Genomic DNA, 26202 nt, shown 5'->3' on the forward strand with positions numbered 1-26202 from the left:
ACTGTCATGCAGCAACCTCAAGACGCAGAGCACCGCCACTCCCATTTCACGCGTCGCTCTCGCGTCGACCGTCAGACGATAGACAAGCGAACAGATACAAGACACAGACAATACGCCAGGGGCTGAGCCCCGACGACGAAGCCATCAGGAGATGCCACCATGAGTCACACACGTGCCGATCAGATTGCCGCGCTCGAGAAGGACTGGGCCGAGAATCCGCGCTGGAAAGGGATCACTCGCCCCTATTCCGCCGAGGATGTGGTGCGCCTGCGCGGTTCCGTCCAGGAAGCCAACACCTTGGCGACCCGCGGTGCCGAGAAGCTCTGGAAACTGGTCAATGGTGATGCCAAGAAGGGCTACGTCAACTGTCTGGGCGCCCTGACCGGTGGCCAGGCCATGCAACAGGTGAAGGCCGGCATTGAGGCCATCTACCTGTCCGGCTGGCAGGTCGCCGCCGACAACAACACCAGTGAGGCCATGTACCCGGATCAGTCGCTCTATCCGGTGGATTCCGTGCCGACCGTGGTCAAGCGCATCAACAACACCTTCCGCCGCGCCGACCAGATTCAGTGGCAGAAAGGGGCCAACCCCGGCGATGTCGGCTTCGTCGATTACTTCGCGCCTATCGTGGCGGATGCCGAGGCCGGTTTCGGTGGCGTGCTCAACGGCTACGAGCTGATGACTGCCATGATCCGTGCGGGCGCCTCCGGCGTGCACTTCGAGGATCAGCTGGCCTCTGTCAAGAAGTGTGGTCACATGGGTGGCAAGGTACTGGTGCCGACCCAGGAAGCGGTGCAGAAGCTGGTGGCTGCTCGCCTGGCCGCTGACGTGGCGGGTGTCCCGACCCTGGTCATCGCGCGTACCGATGCCAATGCCGCCGACCTGATCACCTCGGATGTCGACGACTACGACAAGCCGTTCCTGACCGGTGAGCGCTCCGACGAAGGCTTCTATCGCGTCAAGGCAGGTCTGGATCAAGCCATTGCCCGTGGTCTGGCCTACGCGCCCTACTCCGACCTGATCTGGTGCGAAACCGCCAAGCCGGACCTCGAGGAGGCGCGCCGCTTCGCCGAAGCGATCAAGAAGGAATACCCGGACCAGCTGCTGGCCTACAACTGCTCGCCTTCCTTCAACTGGAAGAAGAACCTCGACGACGCCACCATCGCCAAGTTCCAGCAGGAACTGTCGGACATGGGCTACAAGTACCAGTTCATCACCCTGGCCGGTATCCACAACATGTGGTTCAACATGTTCGATCTTGCCTACGACTATGCGCAGGGCGAAGGCATGAAGCACTATGTCGAGAAGGTGCAGGAAGCCGAATTCGCCGCAGCCGAGAAGGGCTACACCTTCGTGGCGCACCAGCAGGAAGTCGGCACCGGTTACTTCGATGACATGACCAACGTCATTCAAGGCGGCAACTCCTCCGTCACAGCGCTGACGGGCTCCACGGAAGAAGACCAGTTCTAGGCCGCTGACATCGCGGTATGGCACCTCGCAATGACAGGATTGCGCGAGGTGCCACCCGCAGACTGACCGAAGCCCGCTCACGCGGGCTTTTTCGTGCCTTGGCGCCTTGAATGCCCGCCGTGGATGCCCGCCGCGAATGTTCATCAACGTCGACGGATATCCCAGCGCTGACATTCATGCGGCATGGCTCATGCAGAAGTGCTCACACGGAAGTCCTTACGTGGCAGCACTCATGCGTCGGTACTCACGTGGTCGGTACTCACGTGGTCGGTACCCACGTGGTAGCACTCACGCGACCGGGAAGTGCAGAAGTTGCGTCACCTCAGCGTTTCAGGTCGGGAACCCGTCAAGGCCGACGTGGTCTATAATGTTAAGAAACAGTGTTCTCGCACGCCCGTCGTGACAGGAACCTGCTGGCGGCCCAAGGAAGTGATCGCCTACCTGAGTCTTGCTCTCTCAGCACTCAGCATTCTCCATCACAACCTCAAGCTGCACCGCATCATGCGAGGAGATACACCATGACACTCTCACTGACTCACAAACGATCGACTGGCGCACGCCGCTGGCTGCCCGTGATCGCACTCGGCGTGCTGACACTTGGCGGCTGCGCGAACAGCGACATCTACTCCGGCAACGTCTACACCGGCGATCAGGCCAAGCGCGCACAGTCCGTCAGCTACGGCACCATCACCTCACTGCGCCCGGTGCAGATCCAGGCACAGGATGAAGGTAGTGGCGTGCTCGGTGGCCTGGGTGGCGCGGTTGTCGGCGGCCTGCTCGGCAGCCAGATCGGCGGCGGCTCCGGCCGTGCGATCGCCACTGCCGCGGGCGCCATCGGCGGCAGCGTGGCTGGCAAGTCGATCGCTGACAAGGTCGACCAGATCGATGCCTACGAGATTGAAGTCCGCCGCGATGCCGGCGACAGCCTCATCGTCGTCCAGAAAGCCGATACCGCCTTCTCGGTTGGCCAACGTGTCCGCCTGGTCGGCTACGGCGCCAACCTGAGCGTCGCGCCTTACTGAGTTCTCGATGGTTGGCGCTCCCTTGCAGGGGGCGCCGACCGCTTGGTTTCTGTGCCCTTCTGCGGTGCCTGTCGCAGGCCCCGCCCAGGAAGCGTCGCCTCGCTTTCTCCTGCCTCCCCCCTTCGCTTCGTCCCCCCCTCCTTCCAACTCACACAGCCATGGATCGCCTCAATGGGTAGTCTGCAGATTGCCTATTGGTTAACAAGCTATGAAATCGGGATTTTTTGTGCAAAGTTATACGTCTGCAGCCAAAATTGACTCTGTGTACAACTTTCCGTCCCAGGAGTTGCGATGCGTCCCGTCACTGCCCGTCCAGCAGGTTCTCGCCCAAGCACCCGCAAGCTGTCTTGTGGCATGTCATCTTCAAGAAGCTCCCCCCGCGCTTGTCCCAGCGCAGTCACTGACAGTCCCGGCGGTACCGCCGCCCTCAGCCATGCCCCGCAGATGGCACCGGCCTTCTCGACCCGGCGCCTGGGCATGGCATTGATCATGCTGGGTGCGGTGGCATTGGCCCCCATGGTGGAGGCAGCCGAGGACGAGGGTGGCGTGCTGTCATTGAAGGTCGAGAACGACATTCTCACCTCCGGCGATGATGGCCATTACACCAACGGCTTTGCGTTGAGCTACACCTTCGAGACACCACAGCAGCACTGGTCACGCTCATTCGCGGACTGGGTGCCCGGCTTCAGCGCTGCGCGACTGGACGCCACGGCCTACCGCTTCGGACAGCAGATCTATACCCCCAATGACATCACGCGAGATCAACCTGATCAGGATGACCGCCCCTACGCAGGCTACCTGTTCGGTGGCGTCTCGCTGTTCGCCGGTGAAGAAGGAGATGACTGGCGACGGGTGGATACCTTCAATCTGGATCTCGGCATCGTCGGCCCGGCCTCGGGCGCCAAGGATGCCCAGAAGGCGGTACACAAGCTGACCAGCAGCGATGAGCCGGAAGGCTGGGATCACCAGCTGCACAACGAGCCGGTGATCAATACCGGCTGGCAGACGCAGCTATGGCTGCCCGCCAGGGCCGCGGGGCTTGAGGTGGAGTACGGGCCATCGGCTTCCGTGGCGCTGGGCAATCTCTACACCTATGCGGGCGTCGGAGGCGGAGTGCGCATCGGCCAGGGGCTGACCCGCAGCTACGGGATACCGACAGTCGCGCCAGCCCAGGGCGGCCGTCAGTACTTCCATTCCGACGGCGACTTCGCCTGGTACCTGTTCGCCAATATCGAAGGCCGCGCGATGGCCTACAACATGCTGCTGGATGGCAATGGCTTCGAGGACAGCGCCTCGGTGGACCGTCGCCCACTGGTCGGCGACCTGCAGCTGGGCTTCGCGCTCAGCTGGCAACGCTGGCAGCTGGCGTTCGTCAACGTGTGGCGCACTCACGAATTCGAGACGCAGCAGGAGAGCGATCAATTCGGCTCGCTGACGCTCTCGACCTGGCTGTGAGTCAGCGCTGAGCTGCAAGCGGCACTGACAGGCAGCGATGGCTGAGCAGAGTCCGATGAGAAGAGCCTGATGGGCAGAAACAGATGAGCAGAAACAGATGAGCAGAAACAGAAAGGCCGGGCAGATAGCCCGGCCTTTCTGTCTGCGGGAAACGTCAGGCTTCCCGGAAGGTTGCTGCTGGTGAGATCAGTGCATCTTGACCTTGCTCATGCCCCAGCAGATCAGCTTGCCGCCGATCAGAACGATCAGCGCCAGCACGATCAATGCCATCAGCATGGAGATGGGATTGACGATGAAGGTCGCCCCCAGGATACCCAGGGCCACGCCCCAGACGTAGCGGTCACCGCTATCGATGCTCAGAGCCTCCGGCAGGACACGCTTGACGGTGGCACCCAGCGAGCCTTCCCAGCGGTTCAAGCACAGCATGAAGATCGCAGCGAAGCTCACCAGCCAGATCAATGTCACGGTCATCGAAATTCTCTCCTGAAAAATAGGGTCGCATGGCGCCTGAGTTGTCATTTCCCGTCAGGCGACGGGACAGAGTGTGCAGAGCGAGGCCACCTCGGGCCGCGCGTCAGAATCCGCAATATCCGAGTAGGCAGAGTAACCAGACCCCGTGGCCCTCGCAAGCCATCGCCCCAACCTTGCATGGCCGCCAGCAGGAAGGCCACTATACGCTGACAGGGCAACTCCGCCAGACACCTGATGATCCGACAGTTTTGCGCCTTTCTTCACCAATGACTTCGGGGTGAGAAAAAACCCTGCCTCGGGGTTGAAATGCACGCCTGCGAGCGTCACCTATACTTTCAAGACAAGGCAACGTGCGCTGGATTGCCTCTCCGGCAATGTCATCAGCGGGCCAGGAGCCACGTGATACGCGGCTTTTTTCCAGTTTCCCCCCTGACAGTCACCTCAGGGGCACGTTACCATTGACGTTCATATACCTATCGAAAGGCTCTCATCATGCAAATCGCCCAGAATGCCGTCGTATCCTTCCACTACACCCTGACCAACAACGAAGGGGAAGTGCTGGATAGCTCCGAAGGTCGCGAGCCGCTGGCCTACATCCACGGCGCTGGCAACATCGTCCCGGGCCTCGAGAAGGAACTCGACGGCAAGACTTCCGGCGACGAGCTGAAAGTTGCCGTCTCTCCGGAAGAAGGTTACGGCGAAGTCCAGGAAGCCCTGGTCCAGGAAGTACCGCGTGAAGCCTTCCAGGGTGTCGAAGACATCGAAGCTGGCATGCAGTTCCAGGCGCAGACCCAGGGCGGCCCGCTGATGGTCACCGTCACCAAGGTCGAAGGCGACACTGTCACTGTCGATGGCAACCACCCGCTGGCCGGCGAAACCCTGAACTTCGACGTGCAGATCACCAACGTGCGTGAAGCTTCTGCCGAAGAGCTGGAACACGGCCACGTTCACGGCGAAGGCGGCGTGGAGCACTAAGCTCCGCCTCTTCCCTCATCTGAGGCCTCGCCCCGGATGAGCACCTCCCATACTGTGGGAGGTCGGAACCGAAAGCCCCGCGACTGAGTCATCAGTCGCGGGGCTTTTTCGTGACTGCCTTCGTGTAGGCCCGGCTGGCTTGGCGCGCTGGTCAGACTGGCTCAGCCCTCTCTCCACAGGCCTGATCACTCATGCTCCCGGATCAAACGCCGCAGTCGGGCGGCGTGGCATCGCTGGAAAGGCTCAGGCCACGAAACAGCGCCGTGGCATCACCGCCGGCATTGTCGCCGTCAGCCATCAGCGCAAGACCGGCAATCTCGCTCGGCTTGCTGTCAAACAGTGACGCGTAATCAGCACGCAGGTCGCGCACCACCGCCACCCACTGCCCCACCTTCACGTCGCCGGATTCGACCGCCAGCAGCACGGCACGATCCGTGAAGGCATTGTCCCAGTGACTGCCTTGCGCTTCGTTGCTGGACCAGACGTAATTGATGGCTTCCACCTGCCACGGCAGGATGCCGGTCTTGTTGACCACATAGAGGCGTGCCGGATAGTCATCGCCGCCCTTGGTCTTCTCGTTCAGGCCCGGATAGATGCCATCCACCTGCCAGCACCATTTCAGGTAGGGCGTCTCTTCAAGCGAGATATCCTGCTCCAGATAGCGTGCGGACGCCTGACCCTGGGCGCGCGCCTCGAGCGCAGGGCTGCCGTCGCGCTCCACCACGCGATAGGCCGTCTGGCCTTCGAAGGTCTTCTCACCCCAGGCAAGAATCTGCGCAGGCGAGAAACTCCTGTCAGCCGCGTGGGCCACGGAGGGCAGTAGCGCCGTCAGCAGGCCGCTGGAGGCGACTGCCGCAAACAGGGGCAGGAATGACGGCAACTGACGGGAAGCAATCTTCATTGGCAGAACTCCGATGTGCCTGAGCAAGGCAAGTGAGGAAGGTGAAAAGCCATGTCACCGGAACGGCCAGGTTCGCAACGCATCAATCTGGGACGATGCCGTGATGCTCGTTCTGGTCCTGCGCTCGCAAGGTGACATACCCTCCCCATACGCGCGTCAGCGTGGTCAGGATGCATGCCGCGGCGAAGATCCACGCCAACCATGCGAAATGCTGTGGCATCAGGCAAGCCAACACGAAGAAGGCAATGGTCTCGGTGCCTTCGGTCAGGCCATCCAGATAATAGAAGGCCTTGCGCGTGAAATTGGGTCGCTCCAGCTGATGCTTGGCCGCCATGATGGCGAAGGCCAGAAAGCTCGAGCCCGTGCCGACGAAGGCGAACAGCAATGCCACCGCCGCCATCGCATTGGCGGCAGGATCCGAGAGTGCGAAACCCACCACCACAGCGGCATAGAACAGGAAATCGAGACAGATATCCAGAAAGCCACCGGCATCGGAGCTCAGGCCGGCGTGCCGCGCCAGCGCGCCATCCAGCCCATCCACCACCCGATTGATCAGGATCGCGGCCAGCGCGAGCCCGAAGTGCCCACAAGCCAGCAACGGCAACGCCAACATGCCGATGACGAAGCCCGCGAGGGTCAGCTGATCCGGATGCAGACCGCGCGCCGCCGCACTTTTCGCAAGACGTTTCAGAGGCGGCTGTACCCAGCGTGAGGTCCACTTGTCCAGCATGTTGCATCTACTCCCATGAGATCGTTGAGGTCATCGTCATTCCAGCGCCCGACAGGTGCTCAGCCGCGCGTCGGCGAGACCGAGCGCCCGGCAGGTACCGCACGCGCCAGCAAGTAGACCACCAGCGGCAGACAAGCCTGCAGGCAGGCGGCCACCGCGGTCAGACGTGGGTCGGCCCCCGTCGCCAGCGCCAGGGTTTCGGTGGTCAGGGTCGGGACACGCCCGCCGCCCAGCACCACCGTCGGCACGTATTGCGCGATGCTGACCGCGAAGGCCACTGCCCAGCTGATGGCCAGCGGCCTGAGCATCAGGCGCAGGCGGATACCGATCAGCACCTCGAGCCGTGAACGCCCCAGCAGACGTGCCGCTTGCTCGAGTCGGGTATCGAAGCGTGCCCAGGGGCCGGCCAGCGTCAGCCAGGCATAAGGCAAGGCGAACAGCAGATGGCCGATGACCACTCCCGTCCAACCGGGGCTGGCCCCCAGGCTCAACCAGCCGACCTGAAAGCCGAACAGGAAGCTGGCCTGCGGCAGCAGCAATGGCAGATAGAGGCAGACCACGAAGCCGCGCAGGCGGCCACTTTCCCGCTCACGCTCGAACACCGCCACGCTGAGGATGACGGCCAGCGTCGCCACCAGCAGCGCCAGCCACAGGCTGTTGCTGAAGGCATCACCCAGGCCTGCGAGGGCCTGGTGCCAGCTCTCCCAGCCCCAACGAGACGGCAACAGCGCAGGGAAGAACCAGCTCCTGGCCACCGATTGCACGCCGATCACCACGAAGGCGAGCAGTGAGATCAGCGTGACCCCGCCCAGCACTCCGCGCGCGACACACCCGAACATGACTTCACTCGCCAGCGCCAGGCGGCTTGCGCGCGCCGGGTGATGGCTCAATACCCAGTCGCGGTGCCAGGTGAGCAGAGCGCGCCCCAGCGCCGCGCCCAGCGCCATCATCCCGATCACCAGCAGGGCCAGCATCAGGGCGCCGACACTCGCCGGCAGGCGCGCCGTCGGGTCACTGTCACGCCACAGTTCGACCAGGCGCACCGCCAGCGTCGGCGTGCGCGTCGGCCCTAACACCTGTGCCACATCCACCACCGCCAGCGAGTAGGCCAGTACCGCACCGATGGGCAAGGCGATCGCGCGCATCACCTGGGGCATCAGAATGCGCCAGCGCAGCTGAGGGATGCTGTAGCCGAGCGCCTGGCCTGCCTGCAGTTGCGCCGTGACCGGCAGGCGTGACAGCGCCGTCTGCGCCATCAGCATCAGAAATGGCGCCTCCTTGAGCGCCAGCCCGATCGCCAGCGAGAAGCCATGGGCATCCGGCAGCGGATACTGCGGCGGTACCAGTACCTCGAAAGGTGCCAGCAGCAGGCGCATCAGCACGCCGCTGGGCGCCGCCAGCCACAGCAGCCCCAGTGCCAGCGCCAGATGCGGCATCGCCAGTATCGGGGCCAGCAGACGCTCCATGCGCTCACCGAAGCGAGTCCCGGCGGCGGCCGAGACCCACCCCAGGGTCAAAAGCACCGCCAGCAGCGTACCGCCGAGGCCACTGACCAGCGTCAGACGAAAGCCCTCCGTCAGTCCGGGCAAGGCCCACCAGCGTTGCCAGGCGACCGCCGAGACCTCCTCGAAGCCCAGTGTCGGCCACAGCCCGAAGGCCGGCGCGACCAGTCCGGCCAGCCCCAGCGCCGTCGGGCCGAGCAGCAACAGCAGGACGCCCCAGCGCAGCACGCGGGCGGGCGTCAGCGGCGCATGACCAGTGGCGGGCGCGACACGCCAGCGATCAGCGACCCATTGCGTCAGTTGCGATAGCGTCGCGCCCACTCGGCCTCCAGCGCATCGGTCCAGCTCGGATGTGGCTCGCTGAGCGGTGTGCCCAACGCCTCGGGCGACATGCTGCCCGGCAGGCTCGGCAAGGCCTCGAAGGCGGCGCGTTCTTGTGGCGGCAGGCGGGCGACATTCAGCACCGTGTCATCGCCCCAGCGCGAGGGGTCGGCCTTGGCGGCCTGGGCCTCGGCGGACATCAACTGATTGATCCACACCAGAGCAGCGGCCTTGTGCGGTGCACTGGCCGGAATCGCTAGATAGTGCACATTGCCGAGGGTGCCACCGTCATGGATATACGGCTCGATGGTCGGTGGCAACCGCCCTTCCTGACGGGCATTGGCCACTTCCTGAGGCACGAAGGTCAGCGCTATCCACACGCTGCGCTGAGCGAGCAGTTTCATCTGCTCTTCGGCACCGGCCGGCTGACGCTCGCCCTGCGCCCACATCAGCGGATGCAGCGCATCGAGGTAGTCCCACAGCGGTGCGGTCAGCCGCGCGAACTGGGCCTCATCGACCATGGCAGCGGCCAGCTCCTCGCGCTGCTCGGCGGGCATCAGTTCCAGCAACGCCTGCTTGAGGAAGGTGGTGCCGTGGAAGCTGGGCGGCTGCGGATAGGTCACGCGTCCGGGATGCTTTCTGGCCAGATCCAACAGGGCCTGCATCGAGCGCGGCGGCGACTCCAGCAGCGCGGTGTCGTACATGAAGATCAGCTGCGCACGCCCCCAGGGCGCCTCCAGACCGTCAGTGGCGAGTCCGAAATCGCGCGCGCCGATCTCCTCGAGCAGATAGTCGCTGTTGGGCAGGCGCTCCACGAAGGGCCCCCACACCAGCTCGGCCTGCTTGAGCGCACGGAAGTTCTCGCCGTTGATCCAGATCACATCGATGCTGCCATCACGGCGCCCGGCCGCCTTCTCGGCCAGCAGGGTCGAGACGCTCTCGGCGGTATCGGCGATCTTGACGTGGCGCACCTCGATACCATGCCGCGCTGCTGCCGTTTCGGCCTGGGCACGCAGATAGGCGTTGGTCGCCTCACTACCTCCCCAGGCATGAAAGTCGATACGTTGACCGCGTGCGCGTTCGGCGATCACCTGCCACTCGAGCGAAGCGAGCTCAGGGATCGGGCGCCCGGCCTGCGCATCTGCGGCATACGCCAGAGAAGCGGCCCAGGGGCTGGCAATGGCGCCGGCCAGCAAGACCAGCGAACCGCCCATCAGCGCCAGGGCACGACGGCGACCCGCCAGATGATTCGTCTTCATGAAGGGCTTCTCCTGATGGAAAAATGCCGCGTCCCGGACATGCGGGTGCGCGGCATCAGTCATCGATTAGTGTTTTTCAGCAGCCGGAGCACTCGCGGTGTCCGTCGCCTTGAGCGTCTTGGTCGGTTCGAAGCGGCCGTTGCGGCGCCAGGTGAAGTAACGATCGAGCACCTTGAGCACGCCTTCCGGCTTGTGGGCATTCTTCCACATGCCCGCCGCGGCCTTGTTGGCTTCCGACAGTGTCGGGTACGGATGGATGGTGGAGAGTATCTTGTTGAGACCGATGCCATGTTTCATGGCCATGGTGAATTCTGCCAACCACTCCCCTGCATAGGCACCGACCAGCGTCACACCCAGGATGCGATCACGCCCCTTCTCGGTGAGCACCTTGACGAAGCCTTCGGTGGCCCGCTCGGCCAGCGCACGATCGCTCTCGCCCATCTCGTAATGGGTGACCTCGTACTCATAGCCCTGGGCCTTGGCTTCGGTCTCATTGAGGCCAACACGTGCCACTTCCGGCTCCGTGTAGGTGACCATCGGCATGATACGGTAGTCGACCTTGAAGGTCTTCAGACCACCGAACAAGGCGTTGACTGCCGCGTGCCACGCCTGATGACCCGCCGCATGGGTGAACTGGTAGGGGCCGGCCACATCGCCGCATGCCCAGATGTTCGGCTGCAGAGTCTGCAGCGACTCGGAGACATCGATGGTACCGCGCTCGGAAACCGCGATGCCCAGCTCTTCCAGACCGAAGCCTTCGACGTTGGCTTCGCGCCCGATGGCCACCAGCAGCTCGTCGAACTCGATCCAGCTCTCCTCGCCGTCGGGAGAGCTCACGACCAGATGGCGCATTGGCTGACTGTCCTTGTCCTTGAGCACCTCGATGCGCGTGGCGGTGGAATTGATGCGCAGATCGACGCCCTCACCAGCCAGCTGCTCGTGCATCAGCGTACTGACCTCCTCATCTTCACGCGGCATCACGCGTGGCGCACCCTCGATGATGGTGACGTGACTGCCCAGGCGCGCGAAGCTCTGACCCAGCTCCATGCCGATCGGACCGGAACCCAGCACGACCAGGCGCTTGGGCTGCACCCTGAGATCCCAAAGGTTGTCAGAGGTCAGCGGCGTGATCAGCTCGATCCCGGGGATCGCAGGCACACGCGGACGAGCACCGGTGGCGATCACCACATTGCGGGTGGTCAGCACACGCCCATCGACTTCCACTTCCCAGGGCGTCTTGAGTCTGGCATTGCCGGTATGGACTTCCACGCCCAGGCTCTCGTAGCGCTCGATGCTGTCATGCGGTTCGACACTCTCGACCACGTCCTGCACATGGCCCATCACCTTGGCGAAGTCGATCTCCGGCTCATTGGCGGTGATCCCGAAGCGCTGGGACTGACGAATCTCATGAGCCGCACGCCCGGCACGAATCAGCGCCTTGGAGGGCACACAGCCGGTATTGAGGCAGTCACCGCCCATCTTGTGACGCTCGATCAGCGCGACACGCGCATTGACGGCGGAGGCGATATAGCTGGTCACCAGACCCGCCGAACCGGCACCGATCACGACCATGTCGTAGTCGAAGGTCTTCGGCTTGTCGAAGGCCGCCTGCTGCTTGCGCTTGCGCAGAACACCGACGATCTTCTTGGCGATCAGCGGGAAGACGCCCAGTGCGATGAAGGAGACGATCAGCCCCGGCGAGAGGATACCGGACAGCGACTCCAGCTGGCCCAGCTCACGCCCGGCATTTACGTAGATGGCGGTGCCCGCCAGCATGCCCAGCTGGCTTGCCACGTAGAAGGTGACCACGCGCATGCGCGTCAGGCCCATCACCAGGTTGACGATGAAGAACGGGAAGACCGGCACCAGGCGCAGGGTGAACAGGTAGAAGCCGCCCTCACGCTCGACCCCCCGGTTGAGTGACTCGAGCTGACGGCGGAAGCGCTTCTCGATGCTCTCGCGCAGCAGAGTGCGGGAAATCAGGAAGGCAAGCGTCGCACCGATGGTGCTGGCGAAGGAGATCAGCAACAGCCCCCAGCCGAAGCCGAACAGCGCGCCACCCAGCAGCGTCAGCAGTGCTGCACCGGGCAGCGAGAGTGCGGCCATCGCCACGTAGACGACGAAGAAGGTGCCCGCGACCTTGTACGGCGATTCCGCGAACAACGCCTGGAATTCCGCCTGGCTGGCCTTGAGGCTCTGCAGGGTGAAGTAGTCCTGTGCCCCGCTGGCAAAGAACACCACGATGGCAGCGACGATGGCGCCTAGAAGCAGTAACTTGCGTTTATTCACTGGCGATTTCCTTTTCGATTCCTGCCGTCATGGGCATGTCATTGGGAGGTACCGTGTCCTTACGAGGCATGTCGCTGACTGGATGCACTGATTCGCGTAGCGGAGTGAATGGCAGTGGCTTGATCACGACAACGGTAACGTTTCATTCTGCATGTTCGCATCCATCCCACGTTGATTCGCGTAGAACCCTGATACAGGCAGTGAGTGAATGGCAAGGCCAGCCACCTCGCGGCCCACCGGGACATGGAGATTTCCATGTTCTCACTTCGAAGGAACGACGCCTTTCCCGGAGACATCATGACCCGATACACGCGAATCCCTTCCTCTGCGCTCAAACGCCTCACGCCACTGGCAAGCCTGCTCGGCGGTCTGCTGATTGTCGGCCACGCCAATGCCTTCGACCCGGAAACGGCGCCCAAGGGCGTCGCCGAGGGTGTCGCTCAAGGCCAGGAAGTCGCCATCTTCGCCGGTGGCTGCTTCTGGTGCATGGAGGGCCCCTTCGACAAGCTTGATGGCGTGATCTCGACCACCTCCGGCTATACCGCCGGCGAACAGGACAACCCGACCTACAAGCAGGTCTCCTCGGGGCGCACCGGGCACACCGAAGCGGTCAAGGTGGTCTACGAGCCGGAAAAGGTCAGCTACGACACCCTGCTGGATGTCTTCTGGCACAACATCGACCCGGTCGCGGTGGACCGCCAGTTCTGTGATGCCGGCACCCAGTACCGCAGCGGCATCTACCCCCTCGATGAGGCCCAGCGTGACGCCGCAGAAGCCAGTCGCGAGGCGCTGAAGGACAGATTCCCCGAAGGCATCGCCACCGAGATCGAGGCAGCAGGCCCCTGGTATGCGGCCGAGGACTACCATCAGGACTTCTACAAGAAGAACCCGGTGCGCTATCGCTTCTACCGCGCCGGCTGTGGCCGCGATGATCAACTGGAGGAGATCTGGGGCGACGACGCGCCCACGCACTGATCTCGCCCTCCAAGCCCTCTGAACGACAACGGCTCGCCAGATGGCGAGCCGTTGTCGTTTGCGTGCTCTGCTGTCTGGGCTGATCTCAGTCTCGATACTGCGTGGCGGCCCGGCGCCAGCACAGGGTCGCCAGCGAGAAGGTCACCGCCAGCACCAGTACGCTGGCGGCCACCACCCCGGGCCATCCGGCAGCCTGCCAGAAGGGCTCCAGCCAGAAGCCACCGAGACTCGCGCCCAGATAGTAGGCAGTCAGATACAGCGCACTGGCACTGGCCCGCGCGCCTTCGGCATTGCGTCCGACCCAGGCCGAAGCGGTGGCATGCGCGAGGAAGAAGCCGAAGGCATTCAGGCTCAGGCCGATCAGCATGCCGATCAGCGAATGGCTCAGCGTCAGCAGCGTGCCGAGCACCACGATGCCGGTGCCCAGCATCATGGTCAGTGCCTGACCGCGTCGCTGAGCGATCGCCAGCGCGGCCTCGCCGTCCTCAGGCGCGCCCCCCGACACCAGCCGCCGTGCCAGCCGGCCAGACTGGGAGGCGCCGAAGGTGCCTGCCAGATAGGTCAGGAACAACAGCCCCAGCCATTGACTGCTGAGCGACCAGGGCGCCTCACTCAGTCGGAATGTCATGTAGCTGTAGAGATTGACGAAGATGAAGAAATTCAGCCCGCCGAGCAAAAACACCGGCCACAGACGGGGGTTGCGAAGATGACGCCCCAGACCTGCCAGCATGCTGCTCAGCTTGAGCGGCTGGGCGACGAAGCGTCTCTGGCGCGGCAGCAGCTGCCATAACACCCCCAGCACCAGCAGGCTGACACCGCCGATAGCGGCAAAGCTGACCTGCCAGCCCCAATGCTCCGCAATCACGCCCCCCGCGACCCGCCCGGAGATGCCGCCCAGTGAATTGGCGCTGATATAGAGCCCCACCGCCACCATCAAGGCGGGTTGCTCCATCTCGTCACTCATGTACGCCACTGCCACCGCCGGCAGGCCGCCGAGCAGAAAGCCCTGCAGCGCGCGCACCGCCAGCAGCGACCAGAAGCCCTCGGCGAACAGGGCCAGTCCTGAACAGGCCACCCCGCCGGCCAGGGTCCACAGCAGGATACGCCGCCGTCCCAGCGCATCGGACAGCGGACCGAACACCAGCAATGCGAGAGCCAGCGTCAGGGTGCTTACCGACAGGGACAGACTCGCCTGCAGCGAGCTCAGGCCCAGATCCGTCGCCAGCAGCGGCAGCAGCGGTTGCACCAGATAGAGGTTGATGAAGACCACGAAGGAACCCAGACACAGCGCCTGGGTCATGCGCCGCCAGTCACGCCCGCGCGCCTTGAGCGGTTCGGGCAGCTCTGCCTGTGCGGCGGAGTACGAGGAGGCGGAATCGGGGGAAGAAGACGCGGAAAGCGATGAAGCCATCAGGTACCTGCACTCAATCAAGCATGGGGATGGCGCCAGTCTGCGCCGCGCGCCCGCATCAGTAAAATATCTCGACATGATGCTGCCCATCAGCAAAGCTGATGGCAATGGCGGCACTGGGATGACGCAAACTGCGCCGAGAAGGGAGCCGCGCTGAAAGGAACTTCGCGATCAAAAGGACCCCGTGATGAAACTGCCCTTCGATCTGCGTGCACTCGAGATTTTCGTCAGTGTCGTCGAGCACCAGAGCTTCACCACTGCCGCTCAGGCACTCAGCCTGGCCCAGTCAGCGGTCAGCCAGTCGATCGCCGGGCTCGAAAGCCGACTGGGCACGCAGCTGCTGGTCAGAGGCTCACGCGGTCTGCGCCTGACACCGGCCGGCGACACGCTGCTCGAGCATGCCCGCCCCTTGCTGCAACAGGCACAGCGCGCGGCACTGGCGATGGCCGAGCTCGAGGGGCTGGTCAAGGGCGAGGTGCGCATCGGCGTCTCCTCGATGCTCGGCTCCTACTACTTCCCGCCCCTGTTGATGGCGTTCAAGGCACGCTACCCCGACATCAAGCTCAGCGTGATCGAGGGCGGTACCCTGAGCCTGCGTCGGATGATCGACAATGCCGAGCTGGATCTGGGCGTCATCGTCGAGGATCAACTCGGCACCGATACCCATGGCCTGATCCGGCGCCACTTCCTGAGTGAGGAAATGGTGGTCTGTCTGGCGAATGATCATCCGCTGGCCGCACGCACGCAGATCAGCGTCGAGGAGTTCTTCGCCGAGGAGCTGGTGGTCTTCAAGCGCGGCTACTTCCATCGCGACTTCATCGAGCGCCTGGCCAGTCAGCATGGACTCGCGCCGAGCATCGCCTTCGAATCGAACCTGATCGCCCTCAACAAGGCGATCGTCGCGCGTGGCTTCGGGATCACCACCTTCCTCAAGCGTGTGGTCGAGGATGACCGTGAAGAGAACAACCTGACCGCTGTCTCCTTCGATGAGCCCGCCTGGCTTGAGCTGTCACTCGCCTGGCGTCGCGAGCGCGGCCTGTCGCGTGCCGAGCAGGCGCTGGTCGATTTCGTCATTGAGCACTCGGCGGCCGGGAGGCCCGCCCTGAACGCTGATGGTCAGGCTGACAGCGCTGCGCTGGACTCTCCTTCCTGAACAGTGGCTGACAAGTTCCAGGGCTCAGAAACGACATCACCCGGCCAGGGCCGGGTGATGTCGAAGAGGTGCTTGTCTCTTCAAGGGCTTGTCTGTTTCAGCGCTGGTTTTTTCAGTGCCAGGCATGATCGGCTCACTGGCTGCGCATGGCCAGCTTCATCTGCATGGCCTCGTAGGGCATCGGGCGACGCGACTGCCAGTAGTGCCTGGACCAGTAGACGTTGTCCAGCCGCGACAGCTTCACGCCACGCGAGGTGGAGGCATGCAGGAAGTAGCCATTGCCGACATAGACCCCCACATGGTTGTAACGACGAGAGGGACGAAAGAAGACCAGATCGCCCGGCTTGAGCTGCGACTTGTCGATACGCTTGCCACGCTTCACCTGGTCGTTGGTGGTACGCGGCAGATCAATGCCGAAGCCATCACTGAAGACATGCTGCATCAGGGCGGAGCAATCGATGCCGCGGGAGTTGGTTCCCCCCAGACGGTAGGGCGTCCCGGCCCAGCGATCATGCTCTTCCAGCAGGACATCGCGGATGCTCGGCCCAGTCATGGCATAGTCCTGCGACTCGGCGACCGGCTGGGGCGCGGACTGGCGATAGCGCTTGAGCTTCGGCAGTTCCGGCAGGTCCACATCGTAGTAGGCCACTTCATTGGACGGTGTTGAGTGACTGGCACAGCCCGCCACACCCAGTGGCAGGATCAGAAAACAGCATAATAACGCGTGGCGCATCCAGCATTCCTCGTCGTGGGCCCGGCGCTGGAAGGGTGAAGGTGAGCAGCGCTTGCGGACGGCGATAACCATTGATGCATGACGATGATCGTTGATCGATCAGAGATAACACGGTGACCATCTGACAAGGTGGGCCGGATCAGGCAGCAGCACACCTTGCAACACGATGACGACAGTCAGATGACAAACCCAAGTCGTTCGCAGGATAGTAGTTCATGTCTCCGCAAACCGTATGCCATTACCGCAGATTTTAGACCAAAGCATCAGAGAAGGTGCCCCTGCCGCTCACCCGACCTGGGTTGAATCCCGCTCAGTGCAACGTGCGAGCGTCTCCGCTCAGCACATCCAGATGCAACGCCGGCCAATGCCCCGGGCGCGCGCCCGGGAAATCGAGACTCGACCAGGCACCGGCCAGAGGTGGCGCCACCGTCAACCACTGGATGAGCGCATCGCGGAAGCCGCGCAGGAAGTTGTCACGCTGGTCGGTATTGCCCATGAAGAAGGCATAGCCGGCGAACAGCCCACGGGCATATTCCTTCCAGCTGCCGTAGTGGTCACGCGCCATCGCATAGGCGCTGTCCAGATAGGCAGTGAAGGTCGCATCATCCAGCCAGCCCAGCTGTCGCCCGGCAATCGCGAGGTCCACCATCTGGGCGATGTCCCACGCCGCCATATCCAGCTCGTTGCAGCGCGCCTCGTTGTCCCTGACGCGTCGCAGACGGTCCAGATGCACCTGCTCATCATCGCCGCGCTCGGCGCTTTCCAGCACGTCGATCTCATTATCGAGACGAGCGCGATTGAGGGTGTAGGGGCCGTAATTGATCTGGTATTCGTCCCGATCACCGGCATCGCGCAGGAAGTCGAGGAAGCCCTTGAGCGCCTCGGCGTTGGCGAGGCCGTAATGACCTTCGAGCCAGCCGCTGAGTTCCTCGACGCCCCGCCCGTACTCCACCATCGGCTCGCCCCAGCACGGCGTATTGAGCGGGCCGCTCAGCGCCAGCGCCGTGAAGCGATCCAGACTCGGGCGCAGCCCCGGCTCCTGCCAGTCGCTGGCGCGCCAGTCGAGCCAATGAAACAGGCTGCCGGGGTCATCGAGATGCCAGCGGATCTCGTTGACCAGCGGATGGTCCTCGAGTTCCGGCACCGCGGATTCCCATACCGCCCAGGCTTCCAGCAGGCGCGTGGCGTCCGGATAGTAGCGGCACAGGGCACTGCGCAGACGCTCGGCACACTGGGCCAGCTCATCGGCGGGGAAATCACCGCTGTCCTGCACCATCAGCAGATAGAAGGCGTACTTCTCGGCCATCACCACACTGGCAGGATAGCGATGACAGACGGCCAGCCGCTGACGGCGTTCCAGCTCGACGGCATCGGCACGTCCGAAGGGCGTCTGGGCATCGGGCAAGGCACCACGCGCGGCATCGGCGGCCAACTGATTGAGATGATGCGCCTGCGCCGGCAGCCAGAAGCGCGCCATGCCCTGCACACCATCGCGGGTGTCCAGCGCCAGCGTCTCGTTGAGATATTGACGTGCCTCTTCGCGGCGCGCCGTATCGACCTCGGCGACAAGACCCTGACGATAGAGCAGGTCCGGCTCGCGGATACTGGCGATGGCCAGCACCCAGTGGCGACTGTCATTGCGCCACGCACGAATCGCCGCTCGGCAGCGCTCACGCTGGGAGGCAGGCAGCAGCGCATGCAGCTCGCAACGCAGCGGCGTCAGCGGCGACGCCATCAGCGGACGCCAGTCACTCTCGGTGTCGCGGGTCAGATCGACACCCTCGAACAGGCTGCGACCGCGCTGATAGGCGCGAGCCACGCCCTGCCAATCGGCATAGCGGCGCGCCAGCAGGTCGATGCCGTGGGCGGCGAAGTCCTCGCCCTCCTCACGACTCAGCCAGCCGGCACATAGCCCGGCGAAGGCGAGATCGACCAGACGCAGCCAGTCCCAGGCGGCGAATTCCAGCGGCTCACCACGATCGAGATACTGCAGCAACAGCTCGCCATAGGCCGCGGGTGACGGGGGCTTTTCCAGCCCGCCATCGGCGACGTCGATGCTGGAGGAGGCATGCGCGGGGACGCCCTTGCGCCCTTCCGACTTGCGTTCGGCCTCTTCCTGAGCCGCGTCCGCTTCCAGCTCATCCAGCCACTTGGCACGCTCGCTGTCGCTGGCCGTCATCAGGCGTGCGCTGTCGATGTCCCAGCCATAGCGATGCCCCTGTGAGGCCAGCCACAGCAACAGTCGAATCAGCTCATCACGCCCGGTGATCGCCCAGGTCTCGGCCAGCCAGCGCGTGACGTCCGGCCAGTGCGCCGCGGCGTCAAAACCGCTGGCACCGTCTTCGTGCGGGCCGCTGTCATCGGTGGTCAATGTCTGGCCACCGAGCCACGGCGAGAAGATGGCGCGCGCCATCCAGACCCGGTCGCGCTCACCCTGAGGCCAGAGCTCAGTAACCGCCACCGGAGGCTGTGACTCCAGCGCCTCCAGCAGACGCGGCCAGGTGACGCCGGCGTCTTCGTGCTCCAACTGGGACAGCGCGAGACTGGCCTCGAAGAAGCCATCATCGCCTCGCGTCCAGCCCGCATCGCTGCGCGAATGGGCCAGGGCCTTGAGCCAGTCATCCAGCGAGGTGAAGCGCCCGCCGATCGCCGTGAGCAGACGTATCAGCCAGGCACGCGTGCGCGCCTCTGACAGCCAACCGGCGGTAAGTGCCAGCGCCAGCAATTCCAACGCCTCCAGCTGGTGCAGCGGGTCCGGGGTGTCATGGGGGAAGGCCTCCAGCAGACGCCATCCCAGCTCCCCCGCATCCGGGACTTCCTGGGCCTTCAGACGCGCGCACGCCTGGGCCGGTGTCCACACCGTTTCCGGCGCGGCACTGAAACCCCAACCGCACAACACCAGCTGTTGCCCCCACCAGGCACTCAGGGGTTCGACCAAGGCACACCTCACGACTCGATAGGATTCGACTGACGCAACACTTGCGACCGGGCAACTCGCAACCGGCGGCGCATAGTGTAACGGAAAGGGGCTTGCGGCGATGCCCCTCACGCAGGATAGCGAGCACGAACCACACCATGACGCCCGATGACAAAGGCACTGTCATCGGGCGTCATGGTGTGGGTGGCCGCAGACAGCGAAGACCAAGATTACCGCATTCTCATCACATCAGGATGTCTTCATAAACTTGTTGCTGGTCGGGATACGGAAGAAGGCGCAGTACGCCACCGGCAGCACCACCAGCGTCAGCAGGGTCGCCACGCCCAACCCGAACACGATCACCACCGCCATGCTCGAGAAGAAGGCATCCGGGAACAGCGGAATCATGCCCAGCATGGTGGTGATGGCCGCCATCGACACCGGCCGCACACGGCTGACGGCCGCCTGCACCACCGCCTGGAAGCGATCCTCCTGCTCATCGAGCTGCACGTTGATCTCCTCCACCAGCACGATGGCGTTCTTGAGCACCATGCCGATCAGGCTCAAGGTGCCGAGCAGCGCCATGAAGGTGAACGGCGCACCGAACACGATCAGACCACTGACGATACCGATCAGCGTCAGCGGCACGATGGACCAGATGGCCAGCGCCTGACGCAGGTTGGAGAACAGCAGCACCGTGATCACGAACATGCCCAGCAGCCCCATCGGCAGCGAGGAGAACAACGCCTGCTGAGCTTCGGATGAGGTTTCATACTCGCCGCCCCACTCCAGGTGGTAGCCCTCGGGCAGCTCGATGGCCTCGATCTTGGGACGGATACGCCCCAGCACGCTGGCGGCCGTTTCCCCGGACAGCGGCATTGGCTCGGCGTAGACCGCCAGCATGCGCTGACGATCACGACGCTTGATCAAAGGGTCACGCAGCTCTGTCTTGAGCGGCCCCATCACCGAGCCCGCCGGCACGTAGGTCTCCTGCTCATCGCTCCAGACGTTGAGACTCGCCAGGGTGTCGAGATCGAAGCGCTGACGCTCCTCACCGCGCAGCAGAATGGGGATCAGCTCGGAGCCTTCGCGATAGACACCGACGCTCTCGCCGTCGCTGTTGATCAGCAGCGCCTGATGCAGCGAGTCACGTGTCACGCCGACACGCCGCGCCTGATCATCCAGGAATTCGGGCTCGATTCGATTGACGCGATTGCGCCATGACAGACGAATGCTGTCGGCCAGCGGCTCCTCCTCGAAGACGCGACGTACCTTGCCCGCCAGCTGACGCAGCACTGCGGGGTCTTCGCCGTACAGGCGCGCCTCGAGACTCGCCTTGGCCGATGGCCCGACCTGCAACGCCTGCACCTTGTATTCCACTTCAGGGTACTCGGCGCGCACCAGGCGTATCACCTCCTCCATGCGCGCTTCGCGGCTGGCCCGGTCTCGGGTTTCGACGATCAGCTGCCCGAAGCTGGCATAGCTGTCTTCCGGCGAGTAGGTCAGCGTGAAGCGCTGGGCGCCCCCACCGGTGACGCTGGTGACATGCTTGACCTTGTCCATCTTGAGCACCTGCTGCTCAAGGTCCGCGATGCGCGCTTCCGTCGCCAACACGTCGGTGCCCTCCGGCATCCAGACATCGACGAAGAACAGCGGGGTCGAGGCATCCGGGAAGAAGGCATTCTTGACCTGCCCGAAGCTCATCACGGCCGCCACCAGCAACGCCACCGCGCCCCCCAGGGTCAGCCAGCGCAGGCGGATCGCCCAGCTCAGCAAGCTGCGGAAGCCACGGAAGATGACGCCTCGATAGGGGTCTTCCTCCTGATTCTCGTCCGTGCCACTGCCCGCCGTCTCCCGCGCTTCGCGAAAGAACATGTCGAAGAAGAACGGTGTCAGCGTCAGGGCGGTGATCCAGCTCAACAGCAACGAGTAGCACAGCACCCAGAACAATGACCCGACGAACTCGCCGGTGGCATCCGGCGACAGACCGATGGGCGCGAAGGCGGTGATCGCGATCACCGTGGCCCCCAGCAGCGGCATGCGGTTCTGGTTGACGACCTCGAAGGCGGCCTGACGCTTGGTCTTGCCACGCTTGAGGCCGATCAACATGCCCTCGGTGACCACGATGGCGTTATCCACCAGCATGCCCAGCGCGATGATCAAGGCCCCCAGCGAGATCTTCTGCAGCTCGATGCCATGGATCGACATCATGACGAAGGTGCCGAGAATGGTGATCAACAGCACCAGCCCCATCAGCACGCCACTCTTGACGCCCATGAACACCAGCAGCACCAGAATCACGATGCCGACGGCCTCGGCCAGGTTGATCAAGAAGCCGGACACCGCCTCATCCACCACCTGGGGCTGGTGATAGACCGTGGTCAGCTCCATGCCCAGCGGCATGCGCGACTCAAGCTCGCCAAGACGCTTGTCGACCAGCGCACCGACCTCGACCACATTGACGCCAGAGGCAAACGAGATACCCAGCGACAGCGCCGTTTCGCCATCGGTGTGATAGAGGCGTGACGGCGATTCGGTGTACTCGCGGCTGACCGAGGCGATATCGCCGAGACGAATCAGGCCACCATTGCCGGGGCGCCCGACCACCAGACGCTCCAGGTCCTGCACGCTCTGGAACTCGCCACTTGGCTGCAGTTCCAGCGACAGGCCGTTCTGACGGATACGCCCGGCGTCGCCGACCACGTTCTGGGCATTGAGCAGGTTGGCGAGCTGATCCGGCGAGATGTTCAGCGCCTGCATGCGATCACGATCCAGCGCGACGATGACCTGCTCGCTGCGCGCGCCGACGATGGAGACCTTCTTGACCCCCTCCACCAGCGTCAGCTCGCGCTGCAGGAAGTCGGCCTGGTCCTCGAGGTCATGCGCCGAATAGCCCTCGCCGCTCAGGTTGTAGAGCAGGCCGAACACATCGCCGAAGTCGTCATTGACGATCGAGGAGCCACTGCCGGGCGGCAGGCTCGACTGGGCGTCATTGACCTTGCGGCGCAGCAGATCCCAGTACTGCTGCATCTCGCCTTCGCGCACGCTGCTCTCGAGCTCCAGCGTGATCTGGGAAAGACCGGAGCTGTTGACCGAGCTGACGCGCTTGAGATTGGGAATCTGTTGGATCGCCTTCTCCAGCGGCAGCGTGACTTCCTCTTCCACCTGCTTGGGCGTCGCACCCGGATACTGGGTAATCACCACCGCGTTGCGGATGGTGAACTCGGGAAATTCCAGCTGGCCGAGGCCGAAGAAGGAGGTCACGCCACCCACCGACAGCAGCAGCACGACCATCCAGCTGATGACCTTGTGTCTCAGGAAGTAATCGACCATGGATCAGAGCCCCGCTTCCTTGACCCAGGGACGCACAGGCTCCCCGGCTTCCATGCGACTGGCGCCCGCCGTGACCAGTCGGTCACCGGCACTCAGTTCTCCCGTGATCACCAGTCCTTCGCCGGTGGCCTGCAGTACCGTGACCGGCACGGCCTCGACGGTGCCCTGGGCGCTGACTTCCTGCTGCTTGCCCTCGCTCTTGCCCTCATTCCTGCCGTCGTCTGAGCCGGTGTCCGTGGTGGCGTCCGTGTTGATGGATGCGCTCGCCTGGGCGTCACCGCCCTTGGGCACGTAGCGCCACACCACGGGCAGGTCCGGGCTTTCCTCCTGAGCGACCACCGCCTCGATCGGCACGCGCCACTGGCCCTGGGTCGCCGCCGTCAGCTGCTGCATGTCCAGCTCCACGGTGGCGCTCATGCCTGACAGCACGGTGATGTCCTGCGGCTCCGGCAGCGTCAGGGTGACTTCATAGCTAAGCGAGCCCTCGCTGGCACTGGTGTCGTGCTCCTTGTAACGGGCCGGGTAGCGCGTCTCACCACTGCCGAAGCGCACCCAGGCCAGGGCGGCATCCTCAAGGCGCCCGGCCGCGGCACGCTCACGATCGATGGCGCGCACCTGGCGCTCCGGCATGTTGAAGATCACATCGATCTGCCCCGGCTGCTGCAGCACGGCGATGGTTTCCTGGGCGGCGACCACCTGATAGTTGTCCACCGGCACGCGCGCGATCACCCCGTCATAGGGCGCCTTGAGATAGGTGTAGCTGAGCTGGTCCTGCGCCCGGGAATACTGGGCCTGCGCAGACTGGAATTCGGCCTGCGCCTCATCGAAGCGTGCCCGGCTGATGGCGCCCTTCTCCACCGAGTACTTCATGCGCTTGTAGGTCGCCTGCGCCAGATTGAAGCTGGAACGGGCATTGTTGAGCTCGCTTCTGGCATCGCGATCATCCAGACGGGCGATCAACTCGCCCTTCTCGACCTCCTGTCCGGCCTGGACCTTGAGTTCGCGCAGCTCACCGCCGATGCGGAACGACAGGTTGGAGCGCTCCGAGGCCTCGACCACACCGGGATAGCGCTGGATGACACCGCCGCCTTCATCCGACAACGACAGCAACTTGACCGGATGCACCTTCTGCTTCTCCAGCGGTGCCTCGGCCTCGCTGCAGGCCGCAAGCCCGAGGGCCAGCAGGAGTCCGCCTAACAGCTGAAGGACGCGGCCTCCCCGCCAGGCGAAAGGAGTACGCAGGTGTGGCATGGCACCAGGTCGAAGTTTCATCAGCGGGCCCTTGAATCGTTGGAATGAAATGGCACAAGCGAAAATCTGTCATCTGTCCGGCGTGCGCTGCGGGGTTGGCTGCCCTCACTGGCGAAGCGCGATCGCGTCCCAGGCCATCTCGAAGGCCTGGTCGAAGCTGTCATCACTGATGGCTGGCACCTGGCAACCGGAGCCCTGCAGCAGGCTGTAGATCGACCGAAACATGAACACCTCGATGAGGGCGAGATCGATCTGCTTGAGAATGCCGGTCTGCTGGCCCAGCGCGAAGGCGTCCAGCAAGGGCGCGGCGCGCTCCTGATTGGCCACCTTCAGGGCATCCTGCATATGGGAAGAGTGCAGAAACTGATCGTGAAAGCGGAACAATGCGGGCTGATGGCGCCCCAATGCCACCAGGGCATTCCATACCCGACACAGTGCCGATTTCAGCTGCTGGGCGGCCGGCGGCAGCGTTGACGGCTCGTCCTCGAGCGCCTCTACAGGCTCGGCCTCGAAGGCCTCGATGGCGACCGCGATGATCCGACGGCTGACCTCACGAAAGGTCGCCTCCAGCAGGTCATCCTTGTCACGGTAGTAGAGATAGAGCGTGCCGGGCGACATGCCGGCGGCACGCGCGATGCGCGCCACGGAGGTCACGGCAAAACCATGCTCGGCCACCTCATGCAGCGTGGCTTCCAGCAACGCCTGCTGCTTGTGTTCATCACGATGGCGCATGGCCCGTCTGCCTCTGGTCTGATCTGTTCTGGTCTTGAGCGAATCCCCACAAAATAAATGAACGTTCATTTATTTTCAACCAGGCATTGTGTACCTGAGTGCACGCCCGCGCCTTGGGTCGTGCAAATCAACTCATGCAAATTATCTCATGTGGAAGATCAAGCCGTGACTGAGGGTCAGAGGCGTCAAATACAAGGCCAGTGAATGCCTGACTCGAAATGCCAGATACGAATTGCCAGATACGAAAAAGCGCAGCTCATCGAGCTGCGCTTTCTGAAGGCATCCACCTGAAATCTGACACGCGCCCGCGGCGCGCTTCAGCTCTCGGGGTCGATGATCGCGATGATGTGGTCTTCCAGGTCCTGCTGGCGCACAGACACCTCGGAGACGGCAAAACGTGACACCGAGACCCCGGCACGCTTGACGCTCTTGGCATCGCCGGTCAACAGCGGGTGCCATTCGGGCAGCTCACGGCCTTCATTCAGGCGGCGATAGCCGCAGGTTTCCGGCAGCCAGCGCAGCTTGCCCACCGTCTCGACATCCAGCGGAATGCAGCCCGGCACGCGCGTAGCGCGATTGGGATAATCGCGGCAACTGACCTTGCGCACATCCAGCAGGCGACAGGCGACATCGAGTACCGCGATATCGCCACTGTCTTCATCCTCGAACTTGAGCAGGCAGCATTGGCCACAACCGTCGCACAGCGCCTCCCACTCGGCGGTATTCAGCTCCGAGAGTGCGTGGCGCTCCCAGAAACGCTCACGCTTTCCGCCGTCAGGCTGCGGAACATCGCTCATCTTGCTCTCCTCGCCCTGCCGGGCAGCAGGGTCGTTTCATCAGTACGGTCTTGTCTGCCGGACAGGGCGTCAGTAATGCGTTTCCGGCGGCGTCACGCCAATCTCCTTGAGGAGGTTTTCCTTGGCCGGCGGCATCTGCAGATAGAAGCCCTGCTCGCGAATCTTCTCGAGCACCGTGGTGCTGGCAACGCGCGCCAGCGGCTTGTCGGCACGAATCAGCAGTGTCATCAAAGGGGTCGGCGTGCCGAAGATGCCCAGCAGGGATTCCGGCACATCCTCGAGTCCGCGCGCCTTCTCGACGTAGAGGTACATCTCGTCCTTCTTGGCGCTCTTGTAGATCTCGCAGATCATCTTGTCGTCTGTCATCGGGCTACCCATCATCTTGCAGCGCTTGCGCGCATCAGCGAGCTCTGGCGTCACGGGCATGACCCGAGAGCTCACTATCGGTTTCTGGCCTGTTCATGACCTGTGTTGCTGGCAAGCCAGGCTGCGCGAGCCTCGCGCA

The 26202-nt window shown here is 63.6% G+C and carries 20 protein-coding genes; 6 read left to right on the top strand and 14 right to left on the bottom strand.

The window, feature by feature from the left end:
• The first annotated feature begins 159 nt into the window (after positions 1–159).
• From aceA to AC5WNI_RS13415, 3 genes are all read left to right on the top strand, one after another.
• On the top strand, positions 160–1470 hold the full coding sequence (aceA, locus tag AC5WNI_RS13405; RefSeq protein WP_175088428.1) for an isocitrate lyase: 1311 nt from the start codon (positions 160–162) through the stop codon (positions 1468–1470).
• Between the two features lie 518 nt (positions 1471–1988).
• Positions 1989–2492, top strand: a complete 504-nt coding sequence (locus AC5WNI_RS13410; protein ID WP_175088427.1) for an outer membrane lipoprotein — start codon at positions 1989–1991, stop codon at positions 2490–2492.
• Between the two features lie 354 nt (positions 2493–2846).
• Positions 2847–3947, top strand: a complete 1101-nt coding sequence (locus AC5WNI_RS13415) for a lipid A deacylase LpxR family protein (protein WP_217485784.1) — start codon at positions 2847–2849, stop codon at positions 3945–3947.
• Positions 3948–4133: 186 nt separating this feature from the next.
• On the opposite strand, the gene AC5WNI_RS13420 is transcribed toward AC5WNI_RS13415, so the two are convergent.
• On the bottom strand, positions 4134–4418 hold the full coding sequence (locus AC5WNI_RS13420) for a hypothetical protein (RefSeq protein WP_166018928.1): 285 nt from the start codon (positions 4416–4418) through the stop codon (positions 4134–4136).
• Positions 4419–4910: 492 nt separating this feature from the next.
• Between AC5WNI_RS13420 and AC5WNI_RS13425 the strand changes: the two genes are divergently transcribed.
• Complete coding sequence (locus AC5WNI_RS13425; RefSeq protein WP_043333860.1) at positions 4911–5393, top strand: FKBP-type peptidyl-prolyl cis-trans isomerase; 483 nt, start codon at positions 4911–4913, stop codon at positions 5391–5393.
• A 202-nt stretch (positions 5394–5595) separates the two neighbouring features.
• Here AC5WNI_RS13425 and AC5WNI_RS13430 read toward each other — a convergent pair whose 3' ends face one another.
• The 5 genes from AC5WNI_RS13430 to AC5WNI_RS13450 form a co-directional block, all read right to left on the bottom strand.
• Positions 5596–6294 carry a DUF3047 domain-containing protein gene (locus AC5WNI_RS13430; RefSeq protein WP_175088426.1) on the bottom strand — a complete coding sequence of 233 codons (699 nt, stop codon included), beginning with the start codon at positions 6292–6294 and terminating at the stop codon, positions 5596–5598.
• An 82-nt stretch (positions 6295–6376) separates the two neighbouring features.
• A complete protein-coding gene (locus AC5WNI_RS13435) occupies positions 6377–7024 on the bottom strand; it encodes a CDP-alcohol phosphatidyltransferase family protein (RefSeq protein WP_175088425.1) in 648 nt (215 codons plus the stop codon).
• Between the two features lie 59 nt (positions 7025–7083).
• Positions 7084–8847: an ABC transporter permease gene (locus AC5WNI_RS13440; RefSeq protein ID WP_175088424.1), complete on the bottom strand. Its 1764-nt coding sequence runs from the start codon at positions 8845–8847 to the stop codon at positions 7084–7086.
• On the bottom strand, positions 8823–10106 hold the full coding sequence (locus AC5WNI_RS13445) for an ABC transporter substrate-binding protein (RefSeq protein WP_175088423.1): 1284 nt from the start codon (positions 10104–10106) through the stop codon (positions 8823–8825). Before AC5WNI_RS13445 ends, AC5WNI_RS13440 begins: the two co-directional genes overlap by 25 nt.
• A 66-nt stretch (positions 10107–10172) precedes the next feature.
• Entirely contained in the window at positions 10173–12395 is a 2223-nt protein-coding gene (locus tag AC5WNI_RS13450) for a dihydrolipoyl dehydrogenase family protein (RefSeq protein ID WP_175088422.1), read from the bottom strand.
• Positions 12396–12692: 297 nt separating this feature from the next.
• Here AC5WNI_RS13450 and msrA point away from each other — a divergent pair, with 297 nt between their 5' ends.
• Positions 12693–13370: a peptide-methionine (S)-S-oxide reductase MsrA gene (gene msrA, locus AC5WNI_RS13455; protein ID WP_175088421.1), complete on the top strand. Its 678-nt coding sequence runs from the start codon at positions 12693–12695 to the stop codon at positions 13368–13370.
• A gap of 85 nt (positions 13371–13455) precedes the next feature.
• On the opposite strand, the gene AC5WNI_RS13460 is transcribed toward msrA, so the two are convergent.
• Complete coding sequence (locus tag AC5WNI_RS13460; RefSeq protein WP_175088420.1) at positions 13456–14781, bottom strand: MFS transporter; 1326 nt, start codon at positions 14779–14781, stop codon at positions 13456–13458.
• A 187-nt stretch (positions 14782–14968) separates the two neighbouring features.
• Between AC5WNI_RS13460 and AC5WNI_RS13465 the strand changes: the two genes are divergently transcribed.
• On the top strand, positions 14969–15934 hold the full coding sequence (locus AC5WNI_RS13465) for a LysR family transcriptional regulator (RefSeq protein WP_175088419.1): 966 nt from the start codon (positions 14969–14971) through the stop codon (positions 15932–15934).
• A 133-nt stretch (positions 15935–16067) separates the two neighbouring features.
• On the opposite strand, the gene AC5WNI_RS13470 is transcribed toward AC5WNI_RS13465, so the two are convergent.
• The 7 genes from AC5WNI_RS13470 to AC5WNI_RS13500 all read right to left on the bottom strand — a co-directional run bounded on the left by AC5WNI_RS13470 (position 16068) and on the right by AC5WNI_RS13500 (position 26123).
• A complete protein-coding gene (locus tag AC5WNI_RS13470; protein WP_175088418.1) occupies positions 16068–16667 on the bottom strand; it encodes an NlpC/P60 family protein in 600 nt (199 codons plus the stop codon).
• A gap of 310 nt (positions 16668–16977) precedes the next feature.
• Complete coding sequence (locus tag AC5WNI_RS13475) at positions 16978–19605, bottom strand: DUF1266 domain-containing protein (RefSeq protein WP_175088417.1); 2628 nt, start codon at positions 19603–19605, stop codon at positions 16978–16980.
• 228 nt (positions 19606–19833) lie between these two features.
• The gene (locus AC5WNI_RS13480) at positions 19834–22917 is read right to left on the bottom strand and encodes an efflux RND transporter permease subunit (RefSeq protein WP_175088416.1); all 3084 of its coding nucleotides are present in this window, start codon (positions 22915–22917) and stop codon (positions 19834–19836) included.
• A gap of 3 nt (positions 22918–22920) precedes the next feature.
• Positions 22921–24189, bottom strand: a complete 1269-nt coding sequence (locus AC5WNI_RS13485) for an efflux RND transporter periplasmic adaptor subunit (protein ID WP_487885760.1) — start codon at positions 24187–24189, stop codon at positions 22921–22923.
• Between the two features lie 84 nt (positions 24190–24273).
• The gene (locus AC5WNI_RS13490; RefSeq protein WP_175088415.1) at positions 24274–24900 is read right to left on the bottom strand and encodes a TetR/AcrR family transcriptional regulator; all 627 of its coding nucleotides are present in this window, start codon (positions 24898–24900) and stop codon (positions 24274–24276) included.
• 317 nt (positions 24901–25217) lie between these two features.
• Positions 25218–25697, bottom strand: a complete 480-nt coding sequence (locus AC5WNI_RS13495; RefSeq protein WP_054555633.1) for a YcgN family cysteine cluster protein — start codon at positions 25695–25697, stop codon at positions 25218–25220.
• A 69-nt stretch (positions 25698–25766) separates the two neighbouring features.
• Positions 25767–26123, bottom strand: coding sequence for a YcgL domain-containing protein (locus AC5WNI_RS13500; protein WP_306424362.1), 357 nt, complete (start codon positions 26121–26123; stop codon positions 25767–25769).
• Between the last annotated feature and the right edge of the window lie 79 nt (positions 26124–26202).

The organism is Cobetia sp. PDI-12MA, from assembly GCF_059507695.1.